19 protein-coding genes are annotated in these 24,178 nt (G+C 43.6%); 8 read left to right on the top strand and 11 right to left on the bottom strand.

Annotated features, from left to right (window positions below):
• Nucleotides 1-115 precede the first annotated feature (115 nt).
• Both clpA and clpS read right to left on the bottom strand, forming a co-directional pair.
• Nucleotides 116-2,383, bottom strand: coding sequence for an ATP-dependent Clp protease ATP-binding subunit ClpA (clpA, locus tag NL645_RS06755; RefSeq protein ID WP_005390700.1), 2,268 nt, complete (start codon nt 2,381-2,383; stop codon nt 116-118).
• Nucleotides 2,384-2,433: 50 nt separating this feature from the next.
• Nucleotides 2,434-2,754, bottom strand: coding sequence for an ATP-dependent Clp protease adapter ClpS (clpS, locus tag NL645_RS06750; protein WP_031780157.1), 321 nt, complete (start codon nt 2,752-2,754; stop codon nt 2,434-2,436).
• A gap of 704 nt (nt 2,755-3,458) precedes the next feature.
• Here clpS and cspD point away from each other — a divergent pair.
• Nucleotides 3,459-3,677: a cold shock domain-containing protein CspD gene (gene cspD / locus NL645_RS06745; RefSeq protein ID WP_005378407.1), complete on the top strand. Its 219-nt coding sequence runs from the start codon at nt 3,459-3,461 to the stop codon at nt 3,675-3,677.
• A 187-nt stretch (nt 3,678-3,864) separates the two neighbouring features.
• Here the strand turns inward: cspD and NL645_RS06740 are convergent, their stop codons facing one another.
• Nucleotides 3,865-6,090, bottom strand: a complete 2,226-nt coding sequence (locus NL645_RS06740) for an NADP-dependent isocitrate dehydrogenase (protein WP_253651459.1) — start codon at nt 6,088-6,090, stop codon at nt 3,865-3,867.
• 311 nt (nt 6,091-6,401) lie between these two features.
• Between NL645_RS06740 and NL645_RS06735 the strand changes: the two genes are divergently transcribed.
• Nucleotides 6,402-7,103 carry a pseudouridine synthase gene (locus NL645_RS06735; RefSeq protein WP_005390696.1) on the top strand — a complete coding sequence of 234 codons (702 nt, stop codon included), beginning with the start codon at nt 6,402-6,404 and terminating at the stop codon, nt 7,101-7,103.
• Between the two features lie 70 nt (nt 7,104-7,173).
• Here the strand turns inward: NL645_RS06735 and NL645_RS06730 are convergent, their stop codons facing one another.
• Nucleotides 7,174-7,839, bottom strand: coding sequence for a DUF2057 domain-containing protein (locus NL645_RS06730; RefSeq protein WP_253651458.1), 666 nt, complete (start codon nt 7,837-7,839; stop codon nt 7,174-7,176).
• 261 nt (nt 7,840-8,100) lie between these two features.
• Nucleotides 8,101-9,096, bottom strand: a complete 996-nt coding sequence (locus NL645_RS06725; protein WP_253651457.1) for a porin — start codon at nt 9,094-9,096, stop codon at nt 8,101-8,103.
• Nucleotides 9,097-9,609: 513 nt separating this feature from the next.
• Here NL645_RS06725 and dinG point away from each other — a divergent pair.
• From dinG to xthA, 5 genes are all read left to right on the top strand, one after another.
• Entirely contained in the window at nt 9,610-11,685 is a 2,076-nt protein-coding gene (gene dinG / locus NL645_RS06720; protein ID WP_253651456.1) for an ATP-dependent DNA helicase DinG, read from the top strand.
• A gap of 14 nt (nt 11,686-11,699) precedes the next feature.
• A complete protein-coding gene (locus NL645_RS06715) occupies nt 11,700-12,485 on the top strand; it encodes a TSUP family transporter (RefSeq protein ID WP_005390688.1) in 786 nt (261 codons plus the stop codon).
• On the top strand, nt 12,482-13,027 hold the full coding sequence (locus NL645_RS06710) for a primosomal replication protein (RefSeq protein WP_005390685.1): 546 nt from the start codon (nt 12,482-12,484) through the stop codon (nt 13,025-13,027). The genes NL645_RS06715 and NL645_RS06710 overlap by 4 nt, the downstream gene beginning before the upstream one ends.
• Nucleotides 13,027-13,191, top strand: a complete 165-nt coding sequence (gene rsmS, locus NL645_RS06705) for a pleiotropic regulatory protein RsmS (protein ID WP_005378432.1) — start codon at nt 13,027-13,029, stop codon at nt 13,189-13,191. Before NL645_RS06710 ends, rsmS begins: the two co-directional genes overlap by 1 nt.
• Before the next feature lie 94 nt (nt 13,192-13,285).
• Nucleotides 13,286-14,092, top strand: coding sequence for an exodeoxyribonuclease III (gene xthA, locus NL645_RS06700; protein WP_253651455.1), 807 nt, complete (start codon nt 13,286-13,288; stop codon nt 14,090-14,092).
• A gap of 97 nt (nt 14,093-14,189) precedes the next feature.
• On the opposite strand, the gene NL645_RS06695 is transcribed toward xthA, so the two are convergent.
• The 6 genes from NL645_RS06695 to NL645_RS06670 form a co-directional block, all read right to left on the bottom strand.
• A complete protein-coding gene (locus NL645_RS06695; protein WP_253651454.1) occupies nt 14,190-16,910 on the bottom strand; it encodes an ImpA family metalloprotease in 2,721 nt (906 codons plus the stop codon).
• Between the two features lie 155 nt (nt 16,911-17,065).
• Nucleotides 17,066-17,743 carry an ABC transporter permease gene (locus tag NL645_RS06690; protein ID WP_005390676.1) on the bottom strand — a complete coding sequence of 226 codons (678 nt, stop codon included), beginning with the start codon at nt 17,741-17,743 and terminating at the stop codon, nt 17,066-17,068.
• Between the two features lie 3 nt (nt 17,744-17,746).
• On the bottom strand, nt 17,747-18,487 hold the full coding sequence (locus NL645_RS06685; protein WP_006742137.1) for an ABC transporter permease: 741 nt from the start codon (nt 18,485-18,487) through the stop codon (nt 17,747-17,749).
• Between the two features lie 81 nt (nt 18,488-18,568).
• Entirely contained in the window at nt 18,569-19,339 is a 771-nt protein-coding gene (locus NL645_RS06680; RefSeq protein WP_012841998.1) for an ABC transporter substrate-binding protein, read from the bottom strand.
• Nucleotides 19,340-19,421: 82 nt separating this feature from the next.
• The gene (locus NL645_RS06675; RefSeq protein WP_005378438.1) at nt 19,422-20,192 is read right to left on the bottom strand and encodes an ABC transporter ATP-binding protein; all 771 of its coding nucleotides are present in this window, start codon (nt 20,190-20,192) and stop codon (nt 19,422-19,424) included.
• Nucleotides 20,193-20,433: 241 nt separating this feature from the next.
• The gene (locus tag NL645_RS06670) at nt 20,434-21,897 is read right to left on the bottom strand and encodes a 54K polar flagellar sheath protein A (protein ID WP_104971457.1); all 1,464 of its coding nucleotides are present in this window, start codon (nt 21,895-21,897) and stop codon (nt 20,434-20,436) included.
• 455 nt (nt 21,898-22,352) lie between these two features.
• On the opposite strand from NL645_RS06670, the gene NL645_RS06665 reads away from it, so the two are divergent.
• A complete protein-coding gene (locus NL645_RS06665) occupies nt 22,353-23,900 on the top strand; it encodes a DUF3360 family protein (RefSeq protein ID WP_046874722.1) in 1,548 nt (515 codons plus the stop codon).
• Nucleotides 23,901-24,178 lie beyond the last annotated feature (278 nt).

Below are 24,178 nucleotides of genomic sequence, written 5' to 3'. Positions count from 1 at the left end.
TAAAAAACGGAGCAGTTTGCTCCGTTTTTTATTGCATGATTTTTATTTCCGAGTAGGTTCAGACAAACAAAAAGCGCACGATAAAATCGTGCGCTTTTACTTCCCTACGGAGCAATTAATGCATCGCTGCCTCTTTCTCACTCAAATATTCAAATTTAAGTGTGTCATTCACTAGCGTTACTTTCACAGTGCCGCCGTCGACTAGAGAGCCAAACAACAATTCATTAGCCAAAGGTTTCTTAAGTTGCTCTTGGATAACGCGTCCCATTGGACGAGCACCCATCGCCTTATCATAACCTTTATTCGCTAACCAATGGCGTGCATCTTGCGATACCTCCATTGATACACCACGGGCATCAAGTTGCACCTGCAGTTCAACAATAAACTTATCAACAACTTGATGGATAACGCTTTCATCAAGGCTGTTAAACCAGATGATGTTATCAAGACGGTTACGGAACTCAGGAGTGAACACCTTCTTAATTTCCGCCATCGCATCGTGACTGTTGTCTTGCTGAATCAAACCAATTGATTTCTTCTCAGTTTCAGCCACACCCGCGTTGGTTGTCATAACGAGGATGACATTACGGAAGTCTGCTTTACGACCGTTGTTGTCCGTTAGCGTACCATTATCCATCACTTGCAATAGCAAATTAAAGATATCTGGATGCGCTTTCTCAATCTCATCAAGCAATACTACTGAATGTGGGTGCTTGATAACAGCGTCTGTCAGCAAACCACCTTGGTCGTAACCGACATAACCAGGAGGCGCACCAATTAAGCGACTCACGGAGTGACGCTCACCATATTCCGACATATCAAAACGAAGTAGCTCGATCCCTAGAAGCTTAGATAGCTGCACCGTCACCTCTGTTTTACCCACCCCAGTAGGGCCAGCAAACAAGAATGAACCAACTGGTTTGTTATCCACGCCCAAACCTGCACGTGTAAGCTTGATCGCTTCGGATAATGCATCAATCGCATTATCTTGACCAAATACCAACATCTTCATCTTGCTATCTAGGTTCTTCAAGATGTCTTTATCTGAAGAAGAAACCGACTTCTCTGGGATTCGTGCCATTTTGGCAACCATCGCTTCGATATCGGCAACACCAACCGTTTTCTTACGGCGGCTTGCAGGAGCAAGACGACTGCGAGCGCCAGCTTCATCAATGACATCAATGGCTTTATCTGGTAAATGACGTTCATTGATGTATTTCGCCGAAAGTTCTACCGCGGCACGCAGTGCTTTATTGGTGTAACGTACTTCATGGTGTGCTTCGTACTTCGGCTTCAAGCCCATCAAGATTTTAGTTGTGTCATCCAGAGAAGGCTCTACAACGTCAATCTTTTGGAAGCGACGGGACAACGCACGCTCTTTCTCGAAAATGTTGCTGTATTCTTGGTATGTAGTCGAGCCGATACAACGCAACTTACCGCTACTTAGTAGAGGTTTGATAAGGTTTGCGGCATCAACTTGACCACCAGAAGCCGCACCCGCACCGATGATTGTGTGTATCTCATCGATGAACAAAATTGCATCTTCTTCTTTTTCAAGCTGTTTCAAAATCGCCTTGAAGCGTTTTTCAAAATCACCACGGTACTTAGTACCAGCCAATAAAGAACCAATATCCAATGAGTAAATCACGCTGTTTTGAATAACTTCCGGGACCTGCCCTTCTACAATTCGCCAAGCAAGACCTTCTGCGATGGCTGTTTTACCTACCCCGGCTTCACCCACTAGTAATGGGTTATTCTTGCGGCGGCGGCAAAGTACTTGAATAGTGCGCTCTAGCTCTTTATCGCGACCAATCAGTGGATCGATATTGCCATCTTTAGCGACCTGATTAAGGTTAGTCGCAAAGCTTTCCAAACGTTCTTCAGAATTCGGCTCTTCGACACTCTCTGAACTGAACGAATCTGATGATGGGTCTTCGCTTGCACCTGACGCTTTAGTAATACCATGGGAGATAAAGTTAACAATATCTAATCGGGAGATGTCGTTTTTCTTCAATAGATAGGCGGCATGCGACTCTTGCTCACTGAAGATCGCCACAAGCACGTTTGCACCTGTTACTTCGTTGCGGCCAGACGACTGTACATGAAAGACGGCGCGTTGTAGCACACGTTGAAAACTCAAAGTCGGCTGGGTTTCACGCGTCTCATCACTGTCTGGGATAAGAGGCGTAGTTTGATCGATGAATATATCGAGCTCGTTACGTAAAGCGTCAAGATCCGCTTTACAAGCTAAAAGGGCTTCCTTAGCTGCATCATTTTCCAATAATGCAAGTAGGAGGTGTTCGACAGTCATAAACTCGTGGCGTTTATCTCTCGCCCGAGCAAATGCACCGTTAAGGCTTGACTCTAGTTCTTTATTTAGCATAAGTACCTCCCGAAAAAACAACTTGGGTTGTTCGAGCAAGTCTTCTTTGTTTACGCTTGCTCCATAGTGCAAAGTAGCGGATGTTCATTTTCCCTTGCGTACATCGTAACTTGCGCTACTTTTGTTTCGGCAATTTCTGCACTGTATGTGCCACAGATTGCCTTTCCTTCATAGTGAATCTTGAGCATGATCTGAGTCGCTTTATCAATATCATGTGAAAAGAATCGCTCAAGTACCTCTATGACGAAATCCATAGGTGTATAGTCATCATTATTTAGTACAACATTGTACAGCTTAGGTGGCTGAACTTTCGTACTTTCTCGCTCCAGAAGATCAGAGTCCGGAGTGACCCATTCAAAATTTTTACTCATGGCAATTCAAAGATATCGTATCAAAGGGTTGATGTTTTCGACCTATAAAAACAATCTACCACAAGCGTGCAGCGCGGTGTAGTGAGATATGGCACCGAATTCGATCTTTGATCGATAAAAGTTGCTACCTAATATAGAGACTAATGCAGGTCTTGAGGGGGCGCAAATAAAAGATGCTTGTCGATAAGTTACACATTTTTACTTATAAAATAACTTTCTTTTTACCCCCTCCGAGCTATTGCGAAACATCTCTCAGTCTTCTACCGAGATCACACTTCCTAACTGAGAATGGGGTAATTATCACGAAAACTTCATTTTTTATTCAGTTAGAGGATTCATCTATCATAAGCAACACGAACAGTATGGTTTTTCCAGTGAATACTACTTTGCAGGCTAATTGACCAAACTTCCGCGTATATACGAAAAACTGTTTGCAAATTTGTTAATCTCAAAAGTGATTTGTTTTCAATTATGTTTCTGTTTGTTGCTTAATGCTATTGACTGTCGGGATTCATTGACTACAGTGGAAAGTGTTGATGCATAAATCGTCATTTTGAATCCATTTGTTTTTAAGCAGCTTGGTGAATGTGATTTCTCATTGACTAGATGTTTGTTAGCGTTCGCTGACAATAGTAGTACCAGGTTAAAGGTATAACTTGGTTGTTGTAACAACTCAGTAAAAAATGCATGAGGGATGTAAAAGCATGGCTACAGGTACAGTAAAGTGGTTTAACAATGCCAAAGGATTTGGGTTTATTTGTTCAGATGAAGAAGAGGGAGATATCTTTGCCCACTACTCAACTATCCAGATGGACGGTTATCGTACACTGAAAGCAGGCCAACAAGTCTCATACGAGATTGAAAAAGGTCCCAAAGGCTGTCACGCGAGTAGCGTCGTGCCTCTTGAAGGTCAAGCCAAATAATTAGAGCGCTGTCGAAAAATAAAAATATTGCTCTCGAAACATCATTTTGATGTTCTGAAGAGAAAAATAAACCCGCCAAGATAGCGGGTTTCTTAATATTTGTAGCTTATGAAATGCAGATAGACCATATACAACGTATTGATAAAATAAGAAACACGTCGAAAGCGACGTGCTCTTTTCATCTATTTTACTTGTTAATGATCGCGTTAAAGGTTTCGCTTGGGCGCATCAACTTAGAAACCAATGCATCGTCTAGCAGGTAGTAACCGCCCAGCTCTCCTTTCACACCCTGTGCGTTGTTTAGCTCAGCGACGATTTTTTCTTCATGCTCTGACAACGCTTTCGCAATCGGTGCAAACTCAGCAGCGAGATCAGCATCGTCTGTTTGCTCGGCAAGTGCTTTCGCCCAGTAAAGTGCGAGGTAGAAATGACTACCGCGGTTATCTAATTCGCCCACTTTACGTGACGGAGACTTGTTGGTATCTAAAAACTCACCAGTCGCTTTGTCTAGCGTATCCGCCAAAACTTGCGCTTTCGGGTTGTCTGCCACCACACTTAGGTGTTCTAGGGATGCAGCTAGTGCTAAGAACTCACCTAAAGAATCCCAACGAAGGTGATTCTCTTTTTCTACTTGTTGAACATGCTTAGGAGCAGAACCACCAGCACCTGTTTCAAATAGACCACCGCCATTCATCAGTGGAACGATAGATAGCATCTTAGCTGACGTGCCTAACTCTAAAATTGGGAACAAGTCTGTTAGGTAGTCACGAAGAACGTTACCCGTTACAGAAATAGTATCTAGACCCGCTTTCATACGCTCTAGCGAGTACTTACAAGCATCAACAGGAGATAGGATCTTAATCTCTAGACCGTCAGTATCGTGCTCTGGTAAGTAGGTATTTACTTTCTTAATGAGTTCAGCATCGTGCGCACGGTTTTCGTCTAGCCAGAATACGGCTGGAACACCTGTTGCACGTGCGCGAGTCACTGCTAGTTTAACCCAATCTTGGATTGGTGCGTCCTTCACCTGACACATACGGAAGATATCGCCTTCTTCAACCGCTTGCTCTAACAATACGTTACCCGCAGTATCAACAACGCGAACGGTACCCGCTGCATCTAGAATGAACGTCTTGTCGTGAGAACCATATTCTTCTGCCTTTTGAGCCATTAAGCCAACGTTAGGCACGCTACCCATAGTGGTCGGGTCAAATGCGCCGTGCTCTTTACAGAAATCAATCACCGCTTGGTAAATACCTGCGTAGCTACGATCTGGTATCATCGCTTTGGTGTCTTTTTGTTTACCATCTGGTCCCCACATTTGACCAGAAGAGCGAAGCATTGCTGGCATAGAAGCATCTACAATGATGTCGCTTGGTACATGTAAGTTTGTGATACCACGATCAGAGTCAACCATCGCAAGCTCTGGTTGAGTTTGGTAAACCGCTTGAATTGCCGCTTCAATTTCTGCTTTTTGTGCTTCAGGTAGAGACTCAATTTTCGAGTAAACATCGCCAATGCCATTGTTTACATCAACGCCCAGTTCTTCAAACAGCTTGCCGTACTTATCGAAAACGTCTTTGTAGTAAACTTTTACTGCATGGCCGAAAATGACAGGGTCAGAAACTTTCATCATTGTCGCTTTCATATGAAGAGACAGCAGCACGTCTTGTGCTTTCGCTTCAGCAATCTCTTTCTCGAAAAATTCAACCAGCGCCTTCTTCTTCATCACTGAAGTGTCAATGACTTCTTTATCTAGTAATGGGAACGCAGACTTGAGCTCTTTAACTGTACCGTCATTACCAACAAACTCGATTTTTACCTCTGTTGCACCAGAGATAGTCGTGGACTTTTCGCTACCAAAGAAGTCATTGTCTGACATGCTCGCAACATGAGACTTAGACTCTGATGACCACGCACCCATTGAATGTGGATTTTTCTTCGCGTAGTTCTTAACCGAAGTTGGAGCACGACGGTCTGAGTTACCTTCACGAAGTACTGGGTTAACCGCACTACCTTTGATTTTGTCGTAAGCCGCTTTAATCGCTTTCTCTTCGTACGTGCTCGGTTCTTCTGGGTAGTTTGGTAAATCGTAACCTTTCGCCTGAAGCTCTTTAATCGCCGCTTTAAGCTGAGGAACTGAAGCTGAAATGTTAGGCAGCTTGATGATATTTGCTTCTGGAGTTTGAGCCAGTTCACCAAGCTCAGTCAACGCATCGCCAATGCGTTGTTCTTCTTTTAGATGCTCTGGGAAGTTAGCGATAATTCGACCTGCTAGTGAAATATCACGAGTATCTACATTGATGCCAGACGATGCTGTGAATGATTGAATGATTGGTAGTAATGAATAAGTTGCTAGCGCCGGCGCTTCATCAGTGATGGTGTAGATAATTGTAGGTTTTTCTGTAGGCATGAAATTTCCCTATTTTTTAATCAACTTGTTGGCTGATCAACTCAGCGTCTGAGTTGGTTTAATTGACGCATTGCTGCACGTTAGCAGTACATGTCTCCTCACTAACGCCACATGCGGTTCGCACTCTTTGTTGTAGTTTGAAGCTCTAAGCTCTGAATCCATGAGTGCACTGATATAATTAAACAAATAACACGAATTAGTCTATCATTCTGTGCGCGTTTGTTAGTTTTAGGCGCGCAAATCATATCCGATCATGAGAAAACTTAAAACTTTCAAACACAGTTCATTTACATTTTTGCAGGGTAGTTAACATGTCATCTCGTACAGGTCAGGAAAAAGGTCGCAGTCGTAACCAGTCTAAAACGGGCCATTTTAAACACTCAGGAGCTCGCAATGGCTCGAAGACTCGTACTCAGCAAGACCGTCGCCCTAATCGCCCAACAAAAAGCCAAAAGCCAAAAGTGGCCCCCAAAGATCGTAAAGTCATTATTTTCAATAAGCCTTACGATACGCTCAGTCAATTTACCGATGGCGATGGTCGCAAAACGTTAGCGGACTATATCCCAATCAAAGATGTCTATGCGGCTGGCCGATTGGACCGAGACAGCGAAGGTTTGATGGTGCTCACTAACGATGGCATCTTGCAGGCGAAGCTCACGCAGCCAAAGTCAAAATCCCCGAAGACTTATTGGGTTCAAGTCGATGGCGCTCCTCTAGAGCAAGACCTTGAAAAATTGAGAAAGGGAGTAGAGCTAAAAGATGGTATGACCCTACCAGCCGAAGTTGAAGTGATTCCAGAACCACAAGTCTGGGATAGAACCCCTCCTGTTCGTTTTCGCGCAAATATCCCTACCACTTGGTTAGCCATTACCATTATTGAAGGAAGAAATCGTCAGGTGCGTCGCATGACTGCACACATTGGCTTCCCAACGCTGCGTTTAGTTCGTTACTCGATGGGCGGCATTGTTCTTGACGATTTAAAGCCAGGGGAGTGGCGAGAAATAAAGCTCTAGGCTTAAACCTCAAAAAACATAAAAGCAGGCTATCACCTGCTTTTTTAGTTTTTGTCGTTACCAATAACGATTATTGTTGAGCAACCCACTTCTTGAATGCCTGACGTTCTTCGTCTGTCATTTCTAGGTAGGCAATCTTCGCTTTTGTTACGGGTGATTTTACTCTTTGCGCGCTTTTGCTGGTTGCTGTTACAGCCGTCGCTGCTTGTAGCTCAGACAATTCGACTCTCTTACCGTTTGCAAAGAAAACGCCATTAGCTTCATTGTACACCGCTAGTTGCTCATCAAGGTTTGAATAAGGGAACGCGCCTTTCTCACCTGGCATTTTATATTGCGAGTAATCAATAGACTTATCGTTGAAACTTACTTTCCAGTCCATTTTATCTTGCTCAAACAGCTTGTCTGCCTGACGTTTTTCTCTGAAAGATGGCGCATCAATATAAAGCTCACCCGCGCCAGAACTGAAACCAAGAATGTATGGTGCAGAGTAAACTTGAGTACGTTTATCGCCACGCCCAATCGCTTTGTTTACTTTTACAACTACTTGGTTAGAGCCATCAACAAGACCAAACGGTTCACTCAAATCATCCGCGCTAACACCATTGACAAACAGCACTTGCACGCCTTGAGCGGTAGTTAGGGTTGCTGAAGTATCAGCTCTATTTGTTGTCTCTGCGCTCGCTGTTGTCCCAAATAGCCCAAGAACAAATGCTACAGTCCAAGCTTTTAGTCTCATATCCTAATAACCTTAAAATTCAATTAATTACATCAACAGTGTTAAATCTCGTTTACCGTTCATCACAGTTTGAGGAAATCATTGAAGAAAAGCCAATGATTTCTACATAACTCACTGTAGATAATTGGTAAACGCACTCAATCCTTGACGTTTCACACTCTTTCACATTGACCAGAGTTCAAGAAGGATTTACTTATATACTCTATAGAAAAAAGGTCGCAATAGCTGCGACCTTTTACTATATCTACTTAAGTTCAGTAATTAGAACGTGTAGTAAACACCAGCAACAACTAGAGTATCTTCAAGTTTCGCGGTGCCGTTGTCAGCTTCTGCTACTGAGTATTCTAGGAATGAAAGAACGTTGCTAGTCACTGCGTAATCAGCACCAAACGTGTAGTAGTTAGCATCTGCGTCTGAGTCATCGATATCAGTGAAACCGAATGAAGTGTAAACTCGAGCTTCATTCATTTGGTATGCAGCAACAGCAGACCAAGTGTTTACGTCAACGTTGTCCCACTCTTCAGCAATGTAGTTAACCGCTGTAGAGAAGTTATCCATGTTGAAGCGAGCTGCGATACCCAAAATTTTGTGGTCTACAGTCGTTTTAACATCAGCGAATTTAACTTCTGCTTTACCTTGATCTTGGTAAGAAGCACCTACGGTGAACATGTCGTTGATTACGTATTGTGCAGATAGACCGAATGCAGTATCAACATTTTCGTCTTGATTTAAGTATGCATCTGCAATAACAGTAAGCTGGTCAAAGCTGCCCTTAACAGATACTGCGTGACCAGCACTTTCAAGAGAACCTAGGAAGTCATCAGCGTAACCGTAACCTTCGTTAGTGTTGTCGATTGTGATCGCGTCTAGAGAGTCACCGAAGTCACCAATTTCACCTAGAGCCACACCCCAGTTATCACCGAAGTAAGCACCAAAGTAAAGGTCGTCTGTGCTAACCTTGTTGTTGTCTGCGTCGTAACCGAAACCGTTACCGTTTTCTAGCTCAAATGAGCCAAACACTTTAACGTCATCGTTGATTTTATGAGTAGCATCAACTTGAACTTTTGCCCATAGGTCAATGTCAAGGTCGTTTTTCTTGATTTGCTTGCCTGCTAGCTTAGCTTCTCTTGTACTTAGGTAAGTATCGATCTCACCCTTAAGGTTGAAAGAAGTTGTACCGTTGTCGTAGATGTTGCCTGCTGCTAGTGCAGACGTAGAGATGCCTGCTACTGCAAGAGCTACTAGAGTCTTTTTCATAATTAATCCACTGCCTTTTCTTAGTTCGGGATATCCTTGTCCGATTCCCTTTTTTTATATGTTTGAGATGGAGCGTTAACAAAACGTTATACAGCGCCTTCTCAAAATCTGGAGCTAAGAGTGCAAAAGATTGTTCTGACTGTCAAATTTTCTAAATGCCAATGTAAAAAACAAAAATAATATTAAAAAACAATAACTTGTAACACTTATCTTTATTTACTCGACGAACATCTAATCAATCTTCTTGATTTTTCATAATTTATAAAACCATTAATAATAAGATTTTAAACCAAAAATATACACTAAAAAACACAATATACAGAACAAAAAACCATAAAAATATCATATTTGGAGTTTTATATTTTCCATATAATGAAATTAATTTCATTTAGATAAGGTTCAATATTTTTTGTGAAGAAGATCTACATTCCTCATAAAAGCATTCCGTTTTGTGAACTACTGTACAACTAGTGATGTGTGCTACTATTCGCCTCCAACGCATTTGAGGCCCGTATGCTGACCAGTAACATTCAAAAATCGATTCGTAATAGCTATCAAAACCTGCAAGATCAACTTGATAACTTTGTACCTAGAAGAGCACAAAACTACCTTGTTGCAGAGATTGCAAAAACGCTGTGCGGTCAGTACCACAAATCTAACCGAATACTGGTTGCAGAAGCCGGGACTGGAATTGGTAAGTCGCTCTCCTATCTAATGGCCGCCATCCCCGTGGCCGTACATAACAATAGAAAAGTGGTTATCTCAACGGCGACCGTAGCTCTGCAAGAGCAGCTCATAAATAAAGACCTCCCTCTTTTTCGTCGGATTACCGACCGAGAGTTTTCTTTTATTTTGGCAAAAGGCCGTCAACGCTATTGTTGTGCAGAAAAACTTGCTTCAGCTTGTGGTGCTGATGGTGGTCAGTTAGCCATGTTCGAAACCAAGCCTAAGCAAAGAGATATAGAGCTGTTGGAAACAATGCATCGCTCTCTTGCGCAAGGTAAATGGGACGGTGACCGTGATTCTTGGCCTAAAACCATTGATGATAAGCTTTGGCAACTGATTGTCAGTGATAAACACAGTTGCAATAACAGTCTACCCGGCCATCGCGGCTGTCCATTTCAAAAAGCGCGCTCAGAGTTGGATAAGAATGATGTCATCATTGCGAACCACTCTCTCGTCATGGCAGACGCAGACTTGGGGGGCGGAGTAATCTTACCTGAGCCAGAAAACACGATATACGTCTTTGACGAGGCACATCACTTACCTCATGTCGCCCGCGATCATGCTTCAGCATCTGCTAGCTTAAAAGGTGCGGCAGCGTGGCTTGAGAAGTTAAATCAGTCGATTAGCAAGTTTTCATCGCTCGCAGACGAGAAACGCGTAGCTCGATTTCGCAACGACCTTCAAGACGCGGTTCAGAACTTGATACCAGCACTGACTCAACTGCCTAAACAGTTCGATCCAGCTCAATTTGAAGAAGGCATCTACCGCTTTGAGCACGGTGAACTACCAGAATGGCTAGAGAACCAATCCAAAGAGTTAAAGCAGTTCAGTAAAAAAGCAAATCAAAGTGTGGCAAAAATTGCCGACCTTATTGCGGAACGAGTAAAAGATGGGGAGCTTGCGACAAGATTGGCTGAACCAGCGCTTGCAGAACTCGGCTTCTACATTCAAAGGTTAGAAAACCTAGCGCAAGTCTGGCACTTGATGGCTGAGCCAACTCGTGAAAAAGGTGCGCCTTTAGCTCGCTGGTTAGAAACCCACCCCGATCGCGAGGGTGATTTAATTGTGAGTGTTTCTCCGCTTGAAATTGGATGGCAACTCGACCAACAAATTTGGAGCAGGTGCATTGGCGCCATTTTAGTTTCCGCAACGATGCGTGCATTAAACTCCTTCCATTACTTTTGCCATCAGGTTGGTATTGATGGAAAACCAGAATCAGGCACACAGTTTTTAGCGCTTGCGTCACCATTCGATTACCAAAACCAGGCAGAATTGCTCATCCCTGCGATGAAATATGAACCACCAGCGCCTCAATTTACTGAATATCTTATTGAGATATTGCCTAAGTACTTGGAAGACAAGAAAGCCAACTTAGTATTATTCTCATCCTATTGGCAGATGAACCAAGTTGCGAAGGCGCTGTCTTCGGAGTTCATAAAAAAAGGCTGGGCATTGCAAGTTCAAGGTGAAAGCTCACGTCAAGAAATTCTAAAAAAACATAAAAATCTAATAGAATCAAATAAAACCAGCATCTTATTTGGTACTGGCAGTTTCTCTGAGGGGCTAGATTTACCTGGCGAATTACTTGAAAACTTGGTGATTACAAAAATTCCATTTGGTGTTCCAACCTCCCCTGTCGAACAGGCTCACTCCGAATATATCGAGAAAAAAGGAGGGAACCCGTTTATGCAAATAACTGTACCTGACGCAAGCAAAAAGCTGATCCAGAGCGTAGGTCGCTTACTGCGTAAAGAGAGAGATTCTGGTAGAGTAACGATTCTTGATCGACGCCTAGTCACTAAGCGATACGGACAAGCCTTAATCGACTCACTACCTCCATTTAAACGTAAAATAGAATATTAGAAGAATCACCATTTATGGAAATGATTGAGCCAACTATGCTGTTGGTGTTGGCGCTTGTCGCTTTTGTCGCTGGATTTATTGATGCAGTTGCCGGTGGTGGTGGCATGCTAACCGTACCTGCTCTACTATCGTTGGGCTTGCCGCCTCATATTGCACTAGGCACCAATAAACTTGCGGCTACCTTTGCCTCTTCTACTGCGGCATTTACGTACTACAAGAAACGTTTATTCAAGCCTCAATGCTGGGGAAGAGCCTTTGTAGCGACGCTTGTCGGAGCAACATTAGGTACCCTACTTGTGGACGCGATTAGCACGGATTGGCTAGAAAAAGGGTTACCCCTTGTTATTTTAGCGGCGGCGTTATATACCGTCTTCCATAAAACACCGCACTCTCCTCATCAAAGTCCAATTCCCGAGCCTTGCCCAAAACTTCATAGAAAACAGTACATGCAAGGATTATCCATAGGGTTCTATGACGGGCTCGCAGGGCCTGGAACTGGGGCTTTTTGGACGGTCAGTTCAATGGCCCTGTATCGGCTGAATATCTTGCTCGCCTCTGGCTTAGCAAAAGCAATGAACTTTACCAGCAACTTTACCTCTTTGATTACGTTTGCAGTCCTCGGTCATATCAACTGGGTGCTAGGCTTAACAATGGGGGTATGTTTAATGGCTGGCGCTTTTGTTGGCGCGCACTCCGCCATTCGGTTTGGTTCTAAATTCATTCGCCCTGTATTTGTTACTGTCGTCAGTATACTGGCCATAAAATTGGCTTATGACGCATGGTTTGTAGGTTTGTCATGAACATTTCTCAACTCCAGGAAAACCTAGAACAAATGGCGAAGCAAGCCGCTGTTCTTGACCGTCAAAGAGGCGAACACCATGTTCCGCTTTTTGATGAGCGCTTATTTGGTTGTCGCTCTCGCTTACTTACTCCTTGCGTAAAAGAAGCAAAAGCTACGCTGGATGCGATTGTGCGTGAGCAAAATGAAGGTAAGCTCACCGCTTTGCGTGCTGAGTACCTCACTGAACGGTTAGTAGCGCAAGTCGGTGCGATTCAACGCGAGATTTCTACCACTAAAATTCGTAAGAATGAAATCAAACATAGCAGCCATTTCCGCAAGCCTATTAACGTGCTTTATCAGGAACTCGCTCAACACCAAGAGTGGGCAAGACGCTTGCGCGAAATGGTGTTAGAAAAAGAACGTGCTGTCGAAACCGCTCCTAGTTTTATGCGTGCCGAGGCTCAGAAAGTGTTACTAGCGACCGAGCAACGTTTGGCTCGTTGTGAGGCAGCGCTTCTGAAACTAGAGAACCAAATTACACATAGGGAAAAACACCAATAATGGCCGATCAACCAACCTCGCCTTTAGATGACGCACCTGAAGAGATCAAATTGGCTGTCGATTTGATCTATTTACTTGAGAGCAATGAGATAGATCCAGAAGTTGCGCTTAACGCTTTGAAGATCGTGCAAAACGACTTAGAAAACAAATTAAAAGCAAAGTAGCCCAACGTTTCGCTCCTTTCACCGAGACTCGTTTTCAGTGCTCTTGCACAATGATACTATTCATAAAAAAGTACGCCCTCAAAAAGGATAAACAATGAAAGTAATCAGCTTTAACATCAATGGACTACGTGCGCGACTGCACCAACTCCAAGCGCTAATCGACAAACACCAACCAGATGTGATTGGCCTTCAGGAAATTAAAGTTCACGATGAAGCATTCCCGATTGAAGCTGTCGAAGCCATGGGCTACAAAGTGTATTTCCATGGTCAAAAAGCGCACTACGGCGTCGCAATGCTTTGTAAGCAAGAGCCTCTTCTCGTACAAAAAGGGTTCCCGACGGATAACGAAGAGCACCAAAAGCGCATGATCATGGCAACGTTTTTAAATGAAAACGGCGAAAAAATCACGGTGCTAAATGGCTACTTCCCTCAAGGGGATAACATCAGCCACGAAACAAAATTCCCATACAAACGTCAGTTCTATAAAGATCTGATGACTTACCTAAACGATCATCACAATAGCGACGAGCAATTGATTGTTATGGGTGACATCAACATTAGCCCTATTGATGCAGATATCGGTATCGGCGAACCAAACCGTAAGCGTTGGCTAAAAACAGGTAAATGTTCATTCCAACCGGAAGAGCGCGAATGGCTGAAAACCTTGCTAGATTGGGGCTTTGAGGACACCTTCCGCAAGCTATATCCAGAAGTGAACGATAAATTCTCGTGGTTTGATTATCGCTCTCGCGGGTTTGATGATAACCGAGGTCTACGAATTGATGTCATTTTGGCGACCCCTTCTCTCGCGAAAAAATGTATTGACTCGGGGATCGATTATGAATTACGCGGTATTGAAAAACCTTCAGACCACGCTCCAATTTGGTCGACGTTCAAGTAATACATAACTGAGCAATAAGCGGGACTCAACGCTAAGCTTACCCCATGAAAAAGGGAGACTCTGTCTCCCTTTTTCATGCAAGTTACTTTCTACTCAGCTAGTTCAGCGGCCAAACCGTTTGACCATCAACACTGACTGGCGTTTGAGCAAATTCGTTCAGACAGTAGCCGGTATTGCTGCTTGCAAAGTAAGTGAGAGGCATCGGCGGTAGATTCAGCGCCACAACCTGCTGTTTCGCTTTTTCTGTGAACGAGAAGCCCCACATATCTAAATAGCTCGTCATGTCTCGCTGAGAGATGTAGCTCAGAGCAATAAGCAACCAGTCGTTGTTTGAGATGCTATTTGCCTCTTCACGAGAGTAGTTGGTGAAACCAATACTCAATCGTCTCTCATTCCAAAGCGCATCATCCGATTTCAAGCGGTTAAACTCACGTTCAATCAGGTGCAATCGCGCCAATAAATGCCAACCATTTTGCAGTACACCTTCATGCTGCGTCGCCATCATCATTTGAATGTAAACGCGAGCTCCCCAACTCCAACCAGTTTGATTTTGCGCTGCCATGTAAGCGTTTGGATCCGCTTGAGTTCGGCTTGCTTGCAATAATTCAAACTGGCCTTTGAAATCTAAGCTTTGGCAAGTTGAAACTTTCCCCGTATTCTGGAAGAAACGAGACTTACTGTAATACGAGTAGTAATTGGTCGTTGAATGCCCTTCCCAACCAGCAAATCGGAATCGACCTTTTTCCAAGCCATGACCAAGCTCATGTAAATCACCGTGACCGAGTGGGCTGAATGACCAGTAAGCATCGTATGGGTTACCAGAACAGCCGTAACCACACGTCGCTTGGTCAGCGTTCATATGCTTCACCATATCAATATTGGCGATTTCCCAACCTTGATTTTTGGCATACTGGATAATTTCCGGAACCTCATCGATCCCCGGCCCTTGGAAACCAGCCAAGACATGTGGGTAGTTATGAACATACTCTTCTGTCGCCAGCGCCATTTCAGCTGGTGTCGACCACATCTCATCGTTGACAGATTCAAGCATTTTGTCACGTTTAGAATGTACCTCAAATCCAGGCGTGATCAGTTCAGCCCAATCGAACAAATTCGCTTCAAGCTCCTGAATAAACGCATCGTTATCCTTTTCACTTCTCCATACAGGGTGTTGCGCTACATGGCTAAATGTTAGAGCTACTGGTACATCATTATTGTTAAAGTGAACCTGGATAGGCCCGCCATAAGGTGAAGTCAGCGTGATGGTTTCACCCGGCTTCACCTCATAGGCGAAAGAAGTCAGCATTTTTGGTCGCGTGTATCCATCTTTGCTGAATTCATGAGTTGCGCCACTCCTTAAACTGTTGATGACAATTTTAGTCGTCACTTCATTACTGTCATTGCGCGTGACCGTAAAGGTCTCCCCAGGAAGCGCATACACACCAGCAGAGCGGAAGTTACGCTTTGATTCCATATTAATCGTTGCGCTGATTCTCTTTACTTCAGGGCTAAACTCACTACGGCTGAAGTTCCCCATATTTGGTTGTTTTGGGTTTACGCTTCGGCTGTTGTATTGCACGTAATCGGCAAAGTACGACTTTAGGAATTCGGTCGTTTGGGTTGACTGTTTGTCCATTGGGAAGACAACCGTTTGACGATAATGATCAGCCAGCAATACCATGAGTTTTTCGTATTGGTAGCCGTCTTGATTAAACAAATCTACTTTTTGTTCATCAAGCTTTTGCAACCGATGGCGAATACTGTTTGCCCCTGCATAAAATTGACTTTCCATATTCGCAGTGTCAGGACAAGATTTGTCATCACACTGTGACAAGTCAACATTGAAGTTTTGAGATTCAAAACGAGACAACAGCGCTTGTTGCGTAGCAACAGAGTCTGGCACGAAGTTCATGAGTGATGAAGGCGCCCAATCAACCAAGCCTAACTTACGCCAATAGTTATCTCCCACATAATCAACATGGAATTTTTCCAAAATGTCTCGGCCAAGTTCAGTTAGTCCTCCATCCCAATGCAGGTATAGAACAGGAATTTGGGCTTGCTCAGCGTATGCCAGAGCATCGAGTACTTGTTGGTTGGTGTCGCCAGATTGCAGATGCTGTGACAAGATCAATAAGTTTGGAGTATTGGTTTGCACGCAGCTAAGTAGCTTCGAACCATCGCATAGGTTGGCCTCGTTAAACGCCAACTCTTGTGAAACATTGTCTTTCAACCAATTCCGAGTCGCTTGCTCATCAGGGAAGTAATAAGACTGATCCATTTGCGCGATGACAACGTTTGAAGTAGCTCCGCCTGACAACCAAGTGACCAGGTTGCTTAGCCATTGAGTCATCGCTGCATTCGAAGACTCGGGAAAGCGTTGTGCCGTTCTAAATGGGTTACTACCTAATAGCGCATAACGTTGACCATTAGCTTTTTCTCCAGCAACGCCAATTGACAACGCCTGATCTTTATAACCGCTAGCCATGGCCTTGTTGGTCATCAAGATGGTGTCGTTGAACCCATACTGAGGTGCCAATATCGCTGCATCATGGGTTGGATCCCAATAAAGGCCAGAAAGGTTTTTCGCAATTGCAGATTTGATCGTATTCGACTGTTTCTTGTGCCCTTCCACAACTTGCCGGCTTTCTCGGATGAAATCGTTCGGGTCAGAAACGAGCAGTGCATTACCAGTTTCCAGAGCTTGTTGAACTGGAGCTGGCGTTGGTTTTACTTGAGCATTAGATTGTGACTCTCCCTCTCCCCCACCACATCCAGTGGCAACGGCGGCAAGGCCCAACGATAGAATTGTTTTTTTCATTTTTACTTACTAAACAATGGGTTTATCAAATATTAATGTAAGTACATGAATAAAAAGAAATAGTCTTTTGTATCGATAGGAAAAATAGGAATGAAGATAACAAAATCATCAAAAAGCAATGGTACCCATTCCGATACCATTGCTGACATTAATTATTAACTTAAAGGACGTAGGTATGCCAAGAAGCGCTTCTCTGCCACTTTAAAGCACCACAAGATCATAAATGTCAGTGCCATGTAGAACAGCCCCGCCGTAAGGAAAGATTCAAATGGCGCATAGTAACGTGAGTTAACTAAGCGCGCAGCGCCAGTTAGATCCATAATGGTAACGATACCCGCGACCGCACTACCGTGCAGCATGAAAATCACTTCGTTTGAATAAGCTGGTAATGCTCGACGCAGTGCACTAGGCAAGATAATACGTCTGTATGTCATAAACTTACTCATCCCATACGCTTTGGCAGCTTCTACTTCACCTTTGGGCAAGCCATTAATCGCACCACGAATAATTTCTGCAGTATAAGCCGACGTATTAAGAATAAAAGCGACTAAAGCACAGAACCAAGCGTTTTCCCACAAGGTATCTTTCACAGGAAAGAACTGATCCATACCGTAATAAATCAAATACAACTGGACCAACAACGGTGTTCCACGGAAAAAGTAAATGAATCCCCAAGAAGGTAAGCTAAAGGCATAATTCGTACTATTACGTGCCACGGCTAATGGAATCGAGACACACAAACCGATAACCAACGCTAATCCTACCAGCCAAACTGTCGTCCAAAGTCCCTGAAGATAAGTTGGGAAACTTTCAATAATCAAAGAAAAATCCATAACTTACCTCGCATGAATACTGAACTTACGCTCAACAAGCTTGAGTAGCCCGGTCGAAACGCTGGTAAAAAACAGAAAGATGAGCGCGACAGCCATGTAAAAGGTAAACGGCATTTTCGTCGTACCCGCCGCCAACGAGCTCATTCTCACCATGTCATCCAGGCCGATGATGGAAACTAACGCAGTGGTCTTGAGTAACACTAACCAGTTATTACCAAATCCAGGTAATGCATGACGAATCATCTGAGGCAGTAAGATTCTTCTAAACGATAAGGCTGAGCTCATACCATAAGCTTTCGCCGCTTCTAGTTCACCTTTGTCCACCGCCATGATCGCTCCGCGAAAAGTCTCCGCCATGTAGGCACCAAAGATAAAACCAATCGTGAGTACACCTGCAATAAATGGGCTGACATCAATATAGTCGGGTAAGTAAGACGTCCATTCATGGTTTGGATCACTCGAAGCAAACCACTCATTGAGCGTTTCGTTAATGGAGTACAGGCTATTGTTTAAAAGTATTTGTCCACCAAAGAAAATCAGCATCATCAGAACCAAATCAGGAATGCCGCGAATGACGGTGGTGTAAAGAGTGGCAATCGCCCTTGCCCATTTGTAAGGCGCTAACTTAGCTAATGCGCCAAGCATACCTAAGATCACGGCAAGAAGGAGTGAAAGCACTGCAACTTCTATCGTTACTAAAGCCCCTTTTAAAATCGAAGCTTCGTATCCTTGTAAATCTAGCATAGGTGAGTTCCTAATCCCTAAACTCAAAAAATCGACCGTTGACTACTTCTAGGAACAAGCCAACGGTCGCTTAATTACGGTTTATTCACCGTACACATCGTAGTTAAAGTATTTACCAGCAATTTCTTGATAAACACCTTTCTCACGTAGTGAAATTATCGCCGCGTCCAATTTCTTCGTTAGATCTTTATCTTGTTTACGCACGGCAATACCAAAACCTTCACCGAACCACTTAGGATCGGTCAATGACGGACCAACAAACTCGTACGCGTCGCCGCCCGCTTTATTAAGCACACCTTCTTCTAGAGCAGAGGCGTCGCCCAATACAGCGGCAACACGACCATTGGCTAAATCTAGGTAAGCCTCATCAAAAGAACCGTAACGAACAATTTCTACTTTATCGCCATAGTTATCTGTCAGATATTTGTCGTGTGTTGTTGCACGTTGAACAGCGATTTTCTTGCCATCTAGGTTGTCAAAATCCAGATTCGCACCCTTCTTGGCAATAAATTTGTTTGGAATCAGTGCGTATTTGCCAGTGAAATCGACTTTCTTCTTACGCTCTTCAGTAATAGACATCGCAGCGATGATTGCGTCGTACTTACGCGCTAATAGAGAAGGAATGATGCCATCCCAATCTTGCGCGACAATCTTACATTTCACTTGCATTTCCTCACAAAGCGCGTTGGCCATGTCTACGTCGAAGCCTTTAAGAGAACCATCCGTTTCTGTCCAGCTAAACGGAGGGTAAGCACCCTCAATGCCGAAGCGAACTGTTTTCCATTCTTTCGCTTGAGCGACACCAGATACTGCCGTTGCAGCGATCGTTGCTGCTAATAACCACTTTTTCATTTCCATACTCCTGTGATTGCTATTTTATTTCGTTTTGTTTGTTGTGCTGGCTTAGGAGGCAATAGTCTGCCGCCTAAAAATATTAGTAAATGGATGAGATAAACTGCTGTAATCGTTCTGAATCCGGGTTTGTAAATAGCTTAGCTGGATTTCCCTGTTCTTCCACTAAGCCTTGATGCAAGAACATCACATGGTTTGATACGTCTCGCGCAAACGCCATTTCGTGCGTGACCACCAGCATGGTTCGTCCTTCATCTGCCAAATCTCTCATTACCCCTAACACTTCCCCAACGAGTTCTGGGTCAAGCGCAGAGGTTGGCTCGTCAAACAACATCACTTCAGGGTCAACTGCTAGCGCACGGGCAATAGCGGCACGTTGCTGCTGACCGCCAGATAAGTGTCCAGGATAATAGTCTTTACGCTCATATAGGCCTACTTTCTTAAGCAAGACTTCTGCGTTTTCAATCGCTTGGGCTTTTGGTACGCCTAGAACATGAACAGGGGCTTCAATCACGTTTTCTAGTACTGTCAGGTGTGACCATAAGTTGAAACCTTGGAACACCATCGCTAGACGTGAGCGAATACGTTGCACTTGCTTTTCATTAGCAGGAACAGATTCCCCTGCTCGGTTGTTCTTCATTTGGATTAATTCACCATTCACCCAAATTTCGCCTGCGGTAGGCGTTTCTAGCAAGTTGATACATCTAAGAAAGGTACTCTTACCAGAACCGGAAGAGCCAATGATGGAGATGACATCTCCTTTGTGCGCGGCAAGAGAAATTCCCTTGAGAACTTCATTTTGTCCAAATGTTTTGTGCAGGTCTTTTATATCTAGCGCTGGTACATCATTCATGCGCTCTACTCCCTGTGTTTTTGTCACTGCAATTAAGGGACTCCGCCCTCTCTAATTCGGAACAAATTAGCACCACACCCTGAAACTTGCAACAAATTATTAACCTAAATAATTCGAATAGAAAGATACGATAACCAAATTAATATGCAATATATAGCAACTTATTCTTCAAAAGCTGAATATTAAATATAAAAAAGCCCCTTTAGAAGGGGCTTAATAAATTTACAAAAGTGTTAAGACGCTACTTAACCAATACCATAAAATCAGATTTCTGAGCATTCGTATTGACCTTCTCAGAATCAACTTCACTGATCACAAGACCATCGTGATCCACTTTAAGATCGGTCACATCACCATGAGAGAAAAGAGAAACAAAGTCATAGCTATTTAGGTTTGCTTCAGCAGACTCCACGACAATAGATTGTGAGTAATCACTTGTAGAAGAAACTTTCAAATCTTGTTTCACACTGTCATCGAATGTGTAGTAGAACAACTCCGGAACAACGACATCACTCTCTAAAGTTGTAAATACCTTGTGTGTTACTCGGTGTAGTGTTCCAGAGTTAGACTCTGCACGATATGCAAGGCGGCTAAAGCCTTTATCTTGGTCAGTGAAAGCAAAACCAGTATCAATAGTTGAACCTCTCACCACATGCGACGCAGGCAGAGCATTTAGGTTGTAGTAAGCGCTTGGATCAATTGAGATATCCCAATTTGCGTCCTGATACATCTTTTGGTTCAGCGCTACCGTCCAACCATTGATAGGTTTTTCAGCTGCAACACTGTAAGTCCAAGTTTCCGTTTTTGGCTCAAGCGGGTGGTAGAACTTCGTCGTTGACATAGGTAGCTCTGCAACTTCGTAGTTGTAATCACCAACAAGTACACTGATGTCTAAAGTGTCATATTTGAAAGATGTTGGGTTCAAGATTGGAGAAGAACCATTCATGCCAACCAATGGCAATGGTGATTCACTCGACCAATCGCGAATACCATACTGGTGCAGTTCTGTTTTCGCTGCGTCTGCATATTGCAGCACGACTGTCGACTCCATCTTCGAACCAATTGCTCTTACATCTAAAGAATCAATAGAATAGGTAGGCTTAGACTCTTTCGCAATTTGAGATATGAAGTTGTACTCTAAGCCACCAGCCTCCGTTGCTTCATATTTAAGGTCAGTTCGGGTAGCCTTACGGAAGTTGCCATTTTTATTACAAGCAGACACCGCCTCTCGATTCATTGAGAACGTTGAGTTTCTAAGGTTATTGTCCTTTAAAAAGTCTCGACTGAAGCTGTTTGCCGTAAATACGGTTCCAGAAGCATCAAGCAACTGATAAGTAAAATAGCCGTCCTCAGGAATGTCTTCTAGAACAAATTTCAAAGTAGTGCCTGATGGGTAGATAAAGTCGCCTTGACGGACACCATTCTTGTCTGAATAGAAACCGACAACCTTACCTCCTGTTAGCTGTGCACTTACGGCTGGTTGATAGGTCAATACCTGCTCGATGCCATTGCCATCTACTCTACGGTCGTAAATAGTACAGCTGTCTTTTTGTGCATTTGTTTCACTAATGACATTTGGAGCTGCAAAAGTAAAAGTGAATGTAGTTCTTGGTGTGGAACTACCACCGCCACCGCCACCGCCACCACAACCGACCATTAACCCTGAGATGATTGCCACTAGTGGCAGTACTTTAAGCTGTTTCATGTCTTTTTCCTAAACTGAGCGGCAATGATTAGCCAAAAAATCGTCTTTGTCCTGTAGAAAGCAAGAATAAAGCCAGCTTTATATAATCATCATGAATATTGATATTTACCCTGCATCCCAGAACGATAAGAGCAACAAATTCTAATTTTATGCAACTTGTGTAATGAAATTACACAAGATTTCACCATCTCATTCGCATGCCAGAAACTTTCTGTAGTTTTATTTCACAACCATTCTTAAAGTGATCTAAATCAATCACCCTAAATGGCTATCTTGCTAGACTCCTGCCAAAAGATGAGGATTTTTTTGTGCCTCAACACAATAAGTTATTAGCTATGCTTAGGCACAATGTCGACGTGTAACAAATCTAATAATAGCTAGCATAAGCGTGCCGCAGGATGCGGATTAACACAATTGAATGAAGAATTCATAACTTTTAAATATATGAGGAATCTATGTCAGACGCAGTTAACAAAACGCACTCTGATTCAGATATCGAGACCAAGAGCTACCGTGAGCTTCATCGTCCAGCATCTGAGTTCGCAAGCCGTTCAGACTACCTAGACCACGAACTACAAATTATGAAGCCGCGTCGTTTCGGCTTAAACTTGCCAGGTCGTGACTTCCGTTTTGAACTTGAAGATCTTGTTCCAGCACTTGCCGGTACGATTGGTATTATCGCGATGTACTCAGCGGTAATGATGTCTTGGGCTGAAGGCCTAACTGCCGCATGGGACCATGTTAACCTGGGCAAAGATTTCGCTATCGAAGTTGCCCGTGTAGAGATGCTCATCCCTGCACTTCTTTTCTGTGTACTTGCTTCTGGCTTTATTAACCCTAAAGCCAACCTAGCAGGTAACCACGGCCCAATGATCCCTCTTATTGGTACCATCGCGCTTGCTGGTGCTCACCCTCTTGCATTGGCAATTCTTATTGGTGTGTTTGGTTTAATTCTGAGCCTGTTAAAAGGTGGTTCAAAACTGGTTAACCTCACCTCTGAAGGTACGGCTGGTGGCCTTCTCATCTTCTTGGGTTTAACCGGAACGATGAGCCAAATTAATTCCATTCAAGCTTGGGCTGTTGGTTTGCAATCCGACACAGTTGCCGCAGGTAGCATGGGTTACATTGGTCTAATCGTTCTTGCGGTTACCATTGGCCTGTACGCGTTTCTTGCTAAAGTGAACAAACGCTGGCTAGCAATCCCTGTTTGTGCCTTCACTGGCCTTGCGATCGCACTTATTCTTGGCGCAGGCTTCGATATTAAATTCGTAACCGAGACGGGTCTTCCAAACCTAAACCCAATCTACTGGTGGGGTTCAACAGAAGAAGGTTGGATGCTTGGTCTTCCTAATATGGAACACTTCATCGCTTCTCTACCATTCGCAATTCTTGCTGTAGCAATGTGGTCTCCTGACTTCTTGGGTCACCGCATCTTCCAAGAAATGAACTACCCACGTAAGAGTGAAAAAGTACTGATGGACGTTGATGACACAATGACAATGTGTTCTGTGCGCCAAATGGTCGGTACCGCTGTCGGTGGTGGTAACATCACATCATCTTGGGGGACTTACATGATCCCTGCAGCAATCGCGAAGCGCCCTATTCCTGGCGGTGCAATCTTACTAGGTTCTCTATGTATTATTGTTGCAATCCTTGGTTTCCCTATGGATGTTGCAGTATGGCCACCAGTTATGCGCGTTGCTCTTCTCGTTGGTGTCTCTCTACCACTACTTGAAGCAGGCATGCAGATGGTGAAAGACTCAAAAGATTCACAAGCAGCAGGCATCTGTATCTTTGGTTCAGCAGTCGTTAACCCTGTTCTAGCTTGGGCACTAACTATGCTTTTAGATAACAACGGCTTAATTGGTGATAAAGAGCGCGCGTCTCGCTTGTCGTTTGTAGACAAGATTGTGATCCCAGTAAGCGTACTTATTATCTGTTTAGTTGCTATGCTTGCAGTTGGTATGCTTGAAGGCCAATATGGCATCCAAGCTTGGCTGTAAAGCTGACAGTTCAGAAAATGTGTGGGTAGCGCTAGTCGCTACCCCATTTTTATCGAGATTTTTGAGGATTTATTGATTTAGTTTAAGGTTTGCAAAAAAATTTTAGTTTAACCTCTAACTGTTGCTTAAAAAGAGAAACGTTAAAACTAGTGACAATATTTATAGTTTTGTAACTCGAACATTTAAATTTAAGACTATAAATATTGTTATTCATAAGAGTGTACTGTTCCCCTCTTTAACTTGGGGATAGCTGGCTCAACGGCGAAGCAGTACGTATT

Origin of the sequence: Vibrio sp. Y51_MX_L26 (genome assembly GCF_024181935.1) — a bacterium.
Taxonomy (GTDB): domain Bacteria; phylum Pseudomonadota; class Gammaproteobacteria; order Enterobacterales; family Vibrionaceae; genus Vibrio; species Vibrio diabolicus.
This window is presented reverse-complemented; position numbering and strand designations above follow the sequence as displayed.

What these genes read in the sequence shown, in the direction of transcription:
- NL645_RS06690 (WP_005390676.1), bottom strand. Translation starts at nt 17,743, where the DNA reads ATGGATTTTTCTTTGATTATTGAAAGTTTCCCAACTTATCTTCAGGGA.
- NL645_RS06740 (WP_253651459.1), bottom strand. Translation starts at nt 6,090, where the DNA reads ATGCCTACAGAAAAACCTACAATTATCTACACCATCACTGATGAAGCG.
- clpA (WP_005390700.1), bottom strand. Translation starts at nt 2,383, where the DNA reads ATGCTAAATAAAGAACTAGAGTCAAGCCTTAACGGTGCATTTGCTCGG.
- xthA (WP_253651455.1), top strand. Translation starts at nt 13,286, where the DNA reads ATGAAAGTAATCAGCTTTAACATCAATGGACTACGTGCGCGACTGCAC.
- NL645_RS06725 (WP_253651457.1), bottom strand. Translation starts at nt 9,096, where the DNA reads ATGAAAAAGACTCTAGTAGCTCTTGCAGTAGCAGGCATCTCTACGTCT.
- NL645_RS06735 (WP_005390696.1), top strand. Translation starts at nt 6,402, where the DNA reads ATGTCATCTCGTACAGGTCAGGAAAAAGGTCGCAGTCGTAACCAGTCT.
- NL645_RS06695 (WP_253651454.1), bottom strand. Translation starts at nt 16,910, where the DNA reads ATGAAAAAAACAATTCTATCGTTGGGCCTTGCCGCCGTTGCCACTGGA.
- NL645_RS06665 (WP_046874722.1), top strand. Translation starts at nt 22,353, where the DNA reads ATGTCAGACGCAGTTAACAAAACGCACTCTGATTCAGATATCGAGACC.
- dinG (WP_253651456.1), top strand. Translation starts at nt 9,610, where the DNA reads ATGCTGACCAGTAACATTCAAAAATCGATTCGTAATAGCTATCAAAAC.
- clpS (WP_031780157.1), bottom strand. Translation starts at nt 2,754, where the DNA reads ATGAGTAAAAATTTTGAATGGGTCACTCCGGACTCTGATCTTCTGGAG.
- NL645_RS06680 (WP_012841998.1), bottom strand. Translation starts at nt 19,339, where the DNA reads ATGAAAAAGTGGTTATTAGCAGCAACGATCGCTGCAACGGCAGTATCT.
- NL645_RS06715 (WP_005390688.1), top strand. Translation starts at nt 11,700, where the DNA reads ATGGAAATGATTGAGCCAACTATGCTGTTGGTGTTGGCGCTTGTCGCT.
- NL645_RS06675 (WP_005378438.1), bottom strand. Translation starts at nt 20,192, where the DNA reads ATGAATGATGTACCAGCGCTAGATATAAAAGACCTGCACAAAACATTT.
- NL645_RS06670 (WP_104971457.1), bottom strand. Translation starts at nt 21,897, where the DNA reads ATGAAACAGCTTAAAGTACTGCCACTAGTGGCAATCATCTCAGGGTTA.
- NL645_RS06685 (WP_006742137.1), bottom strand. Translation starts at nt 18,487, where the DNA reads ATGCTAGATTTACAAGGATACGAAGCTTCGATTTTAAAAGGGGCTTTA.
- NL645_RS06710 (WP_005390685.1), top strand. Translation starts at nt 12,482, where the DNA reads ATGAACATTTCTCAACTCCAGGAAAACCTAGAACAAATGGCGAAGCAA.
- NL645_RS06730 (WP_253651458.1), bottom strand. Translation starts at nt 7,839, where the DNA reads ATGAGACTAAAAGCTTGGACTGTAGCATTTGTTCTTGGGCTATTTGGG.
- cspD (WP_005378407.1), top strand. Translation starts at nt 3,459, where the DNA reads ATGGCTACAGGTACAGTAAAGTGGTTTAACAATGCCAAAGGATTTGGG.
- rsmS (WP_005378432.1), top strand. Translation starts at nt 13,027, where the DNA reads ATGGCCGATCAACCAACCTCGCCTTTAGATGACGCACCTGAAGAGATC.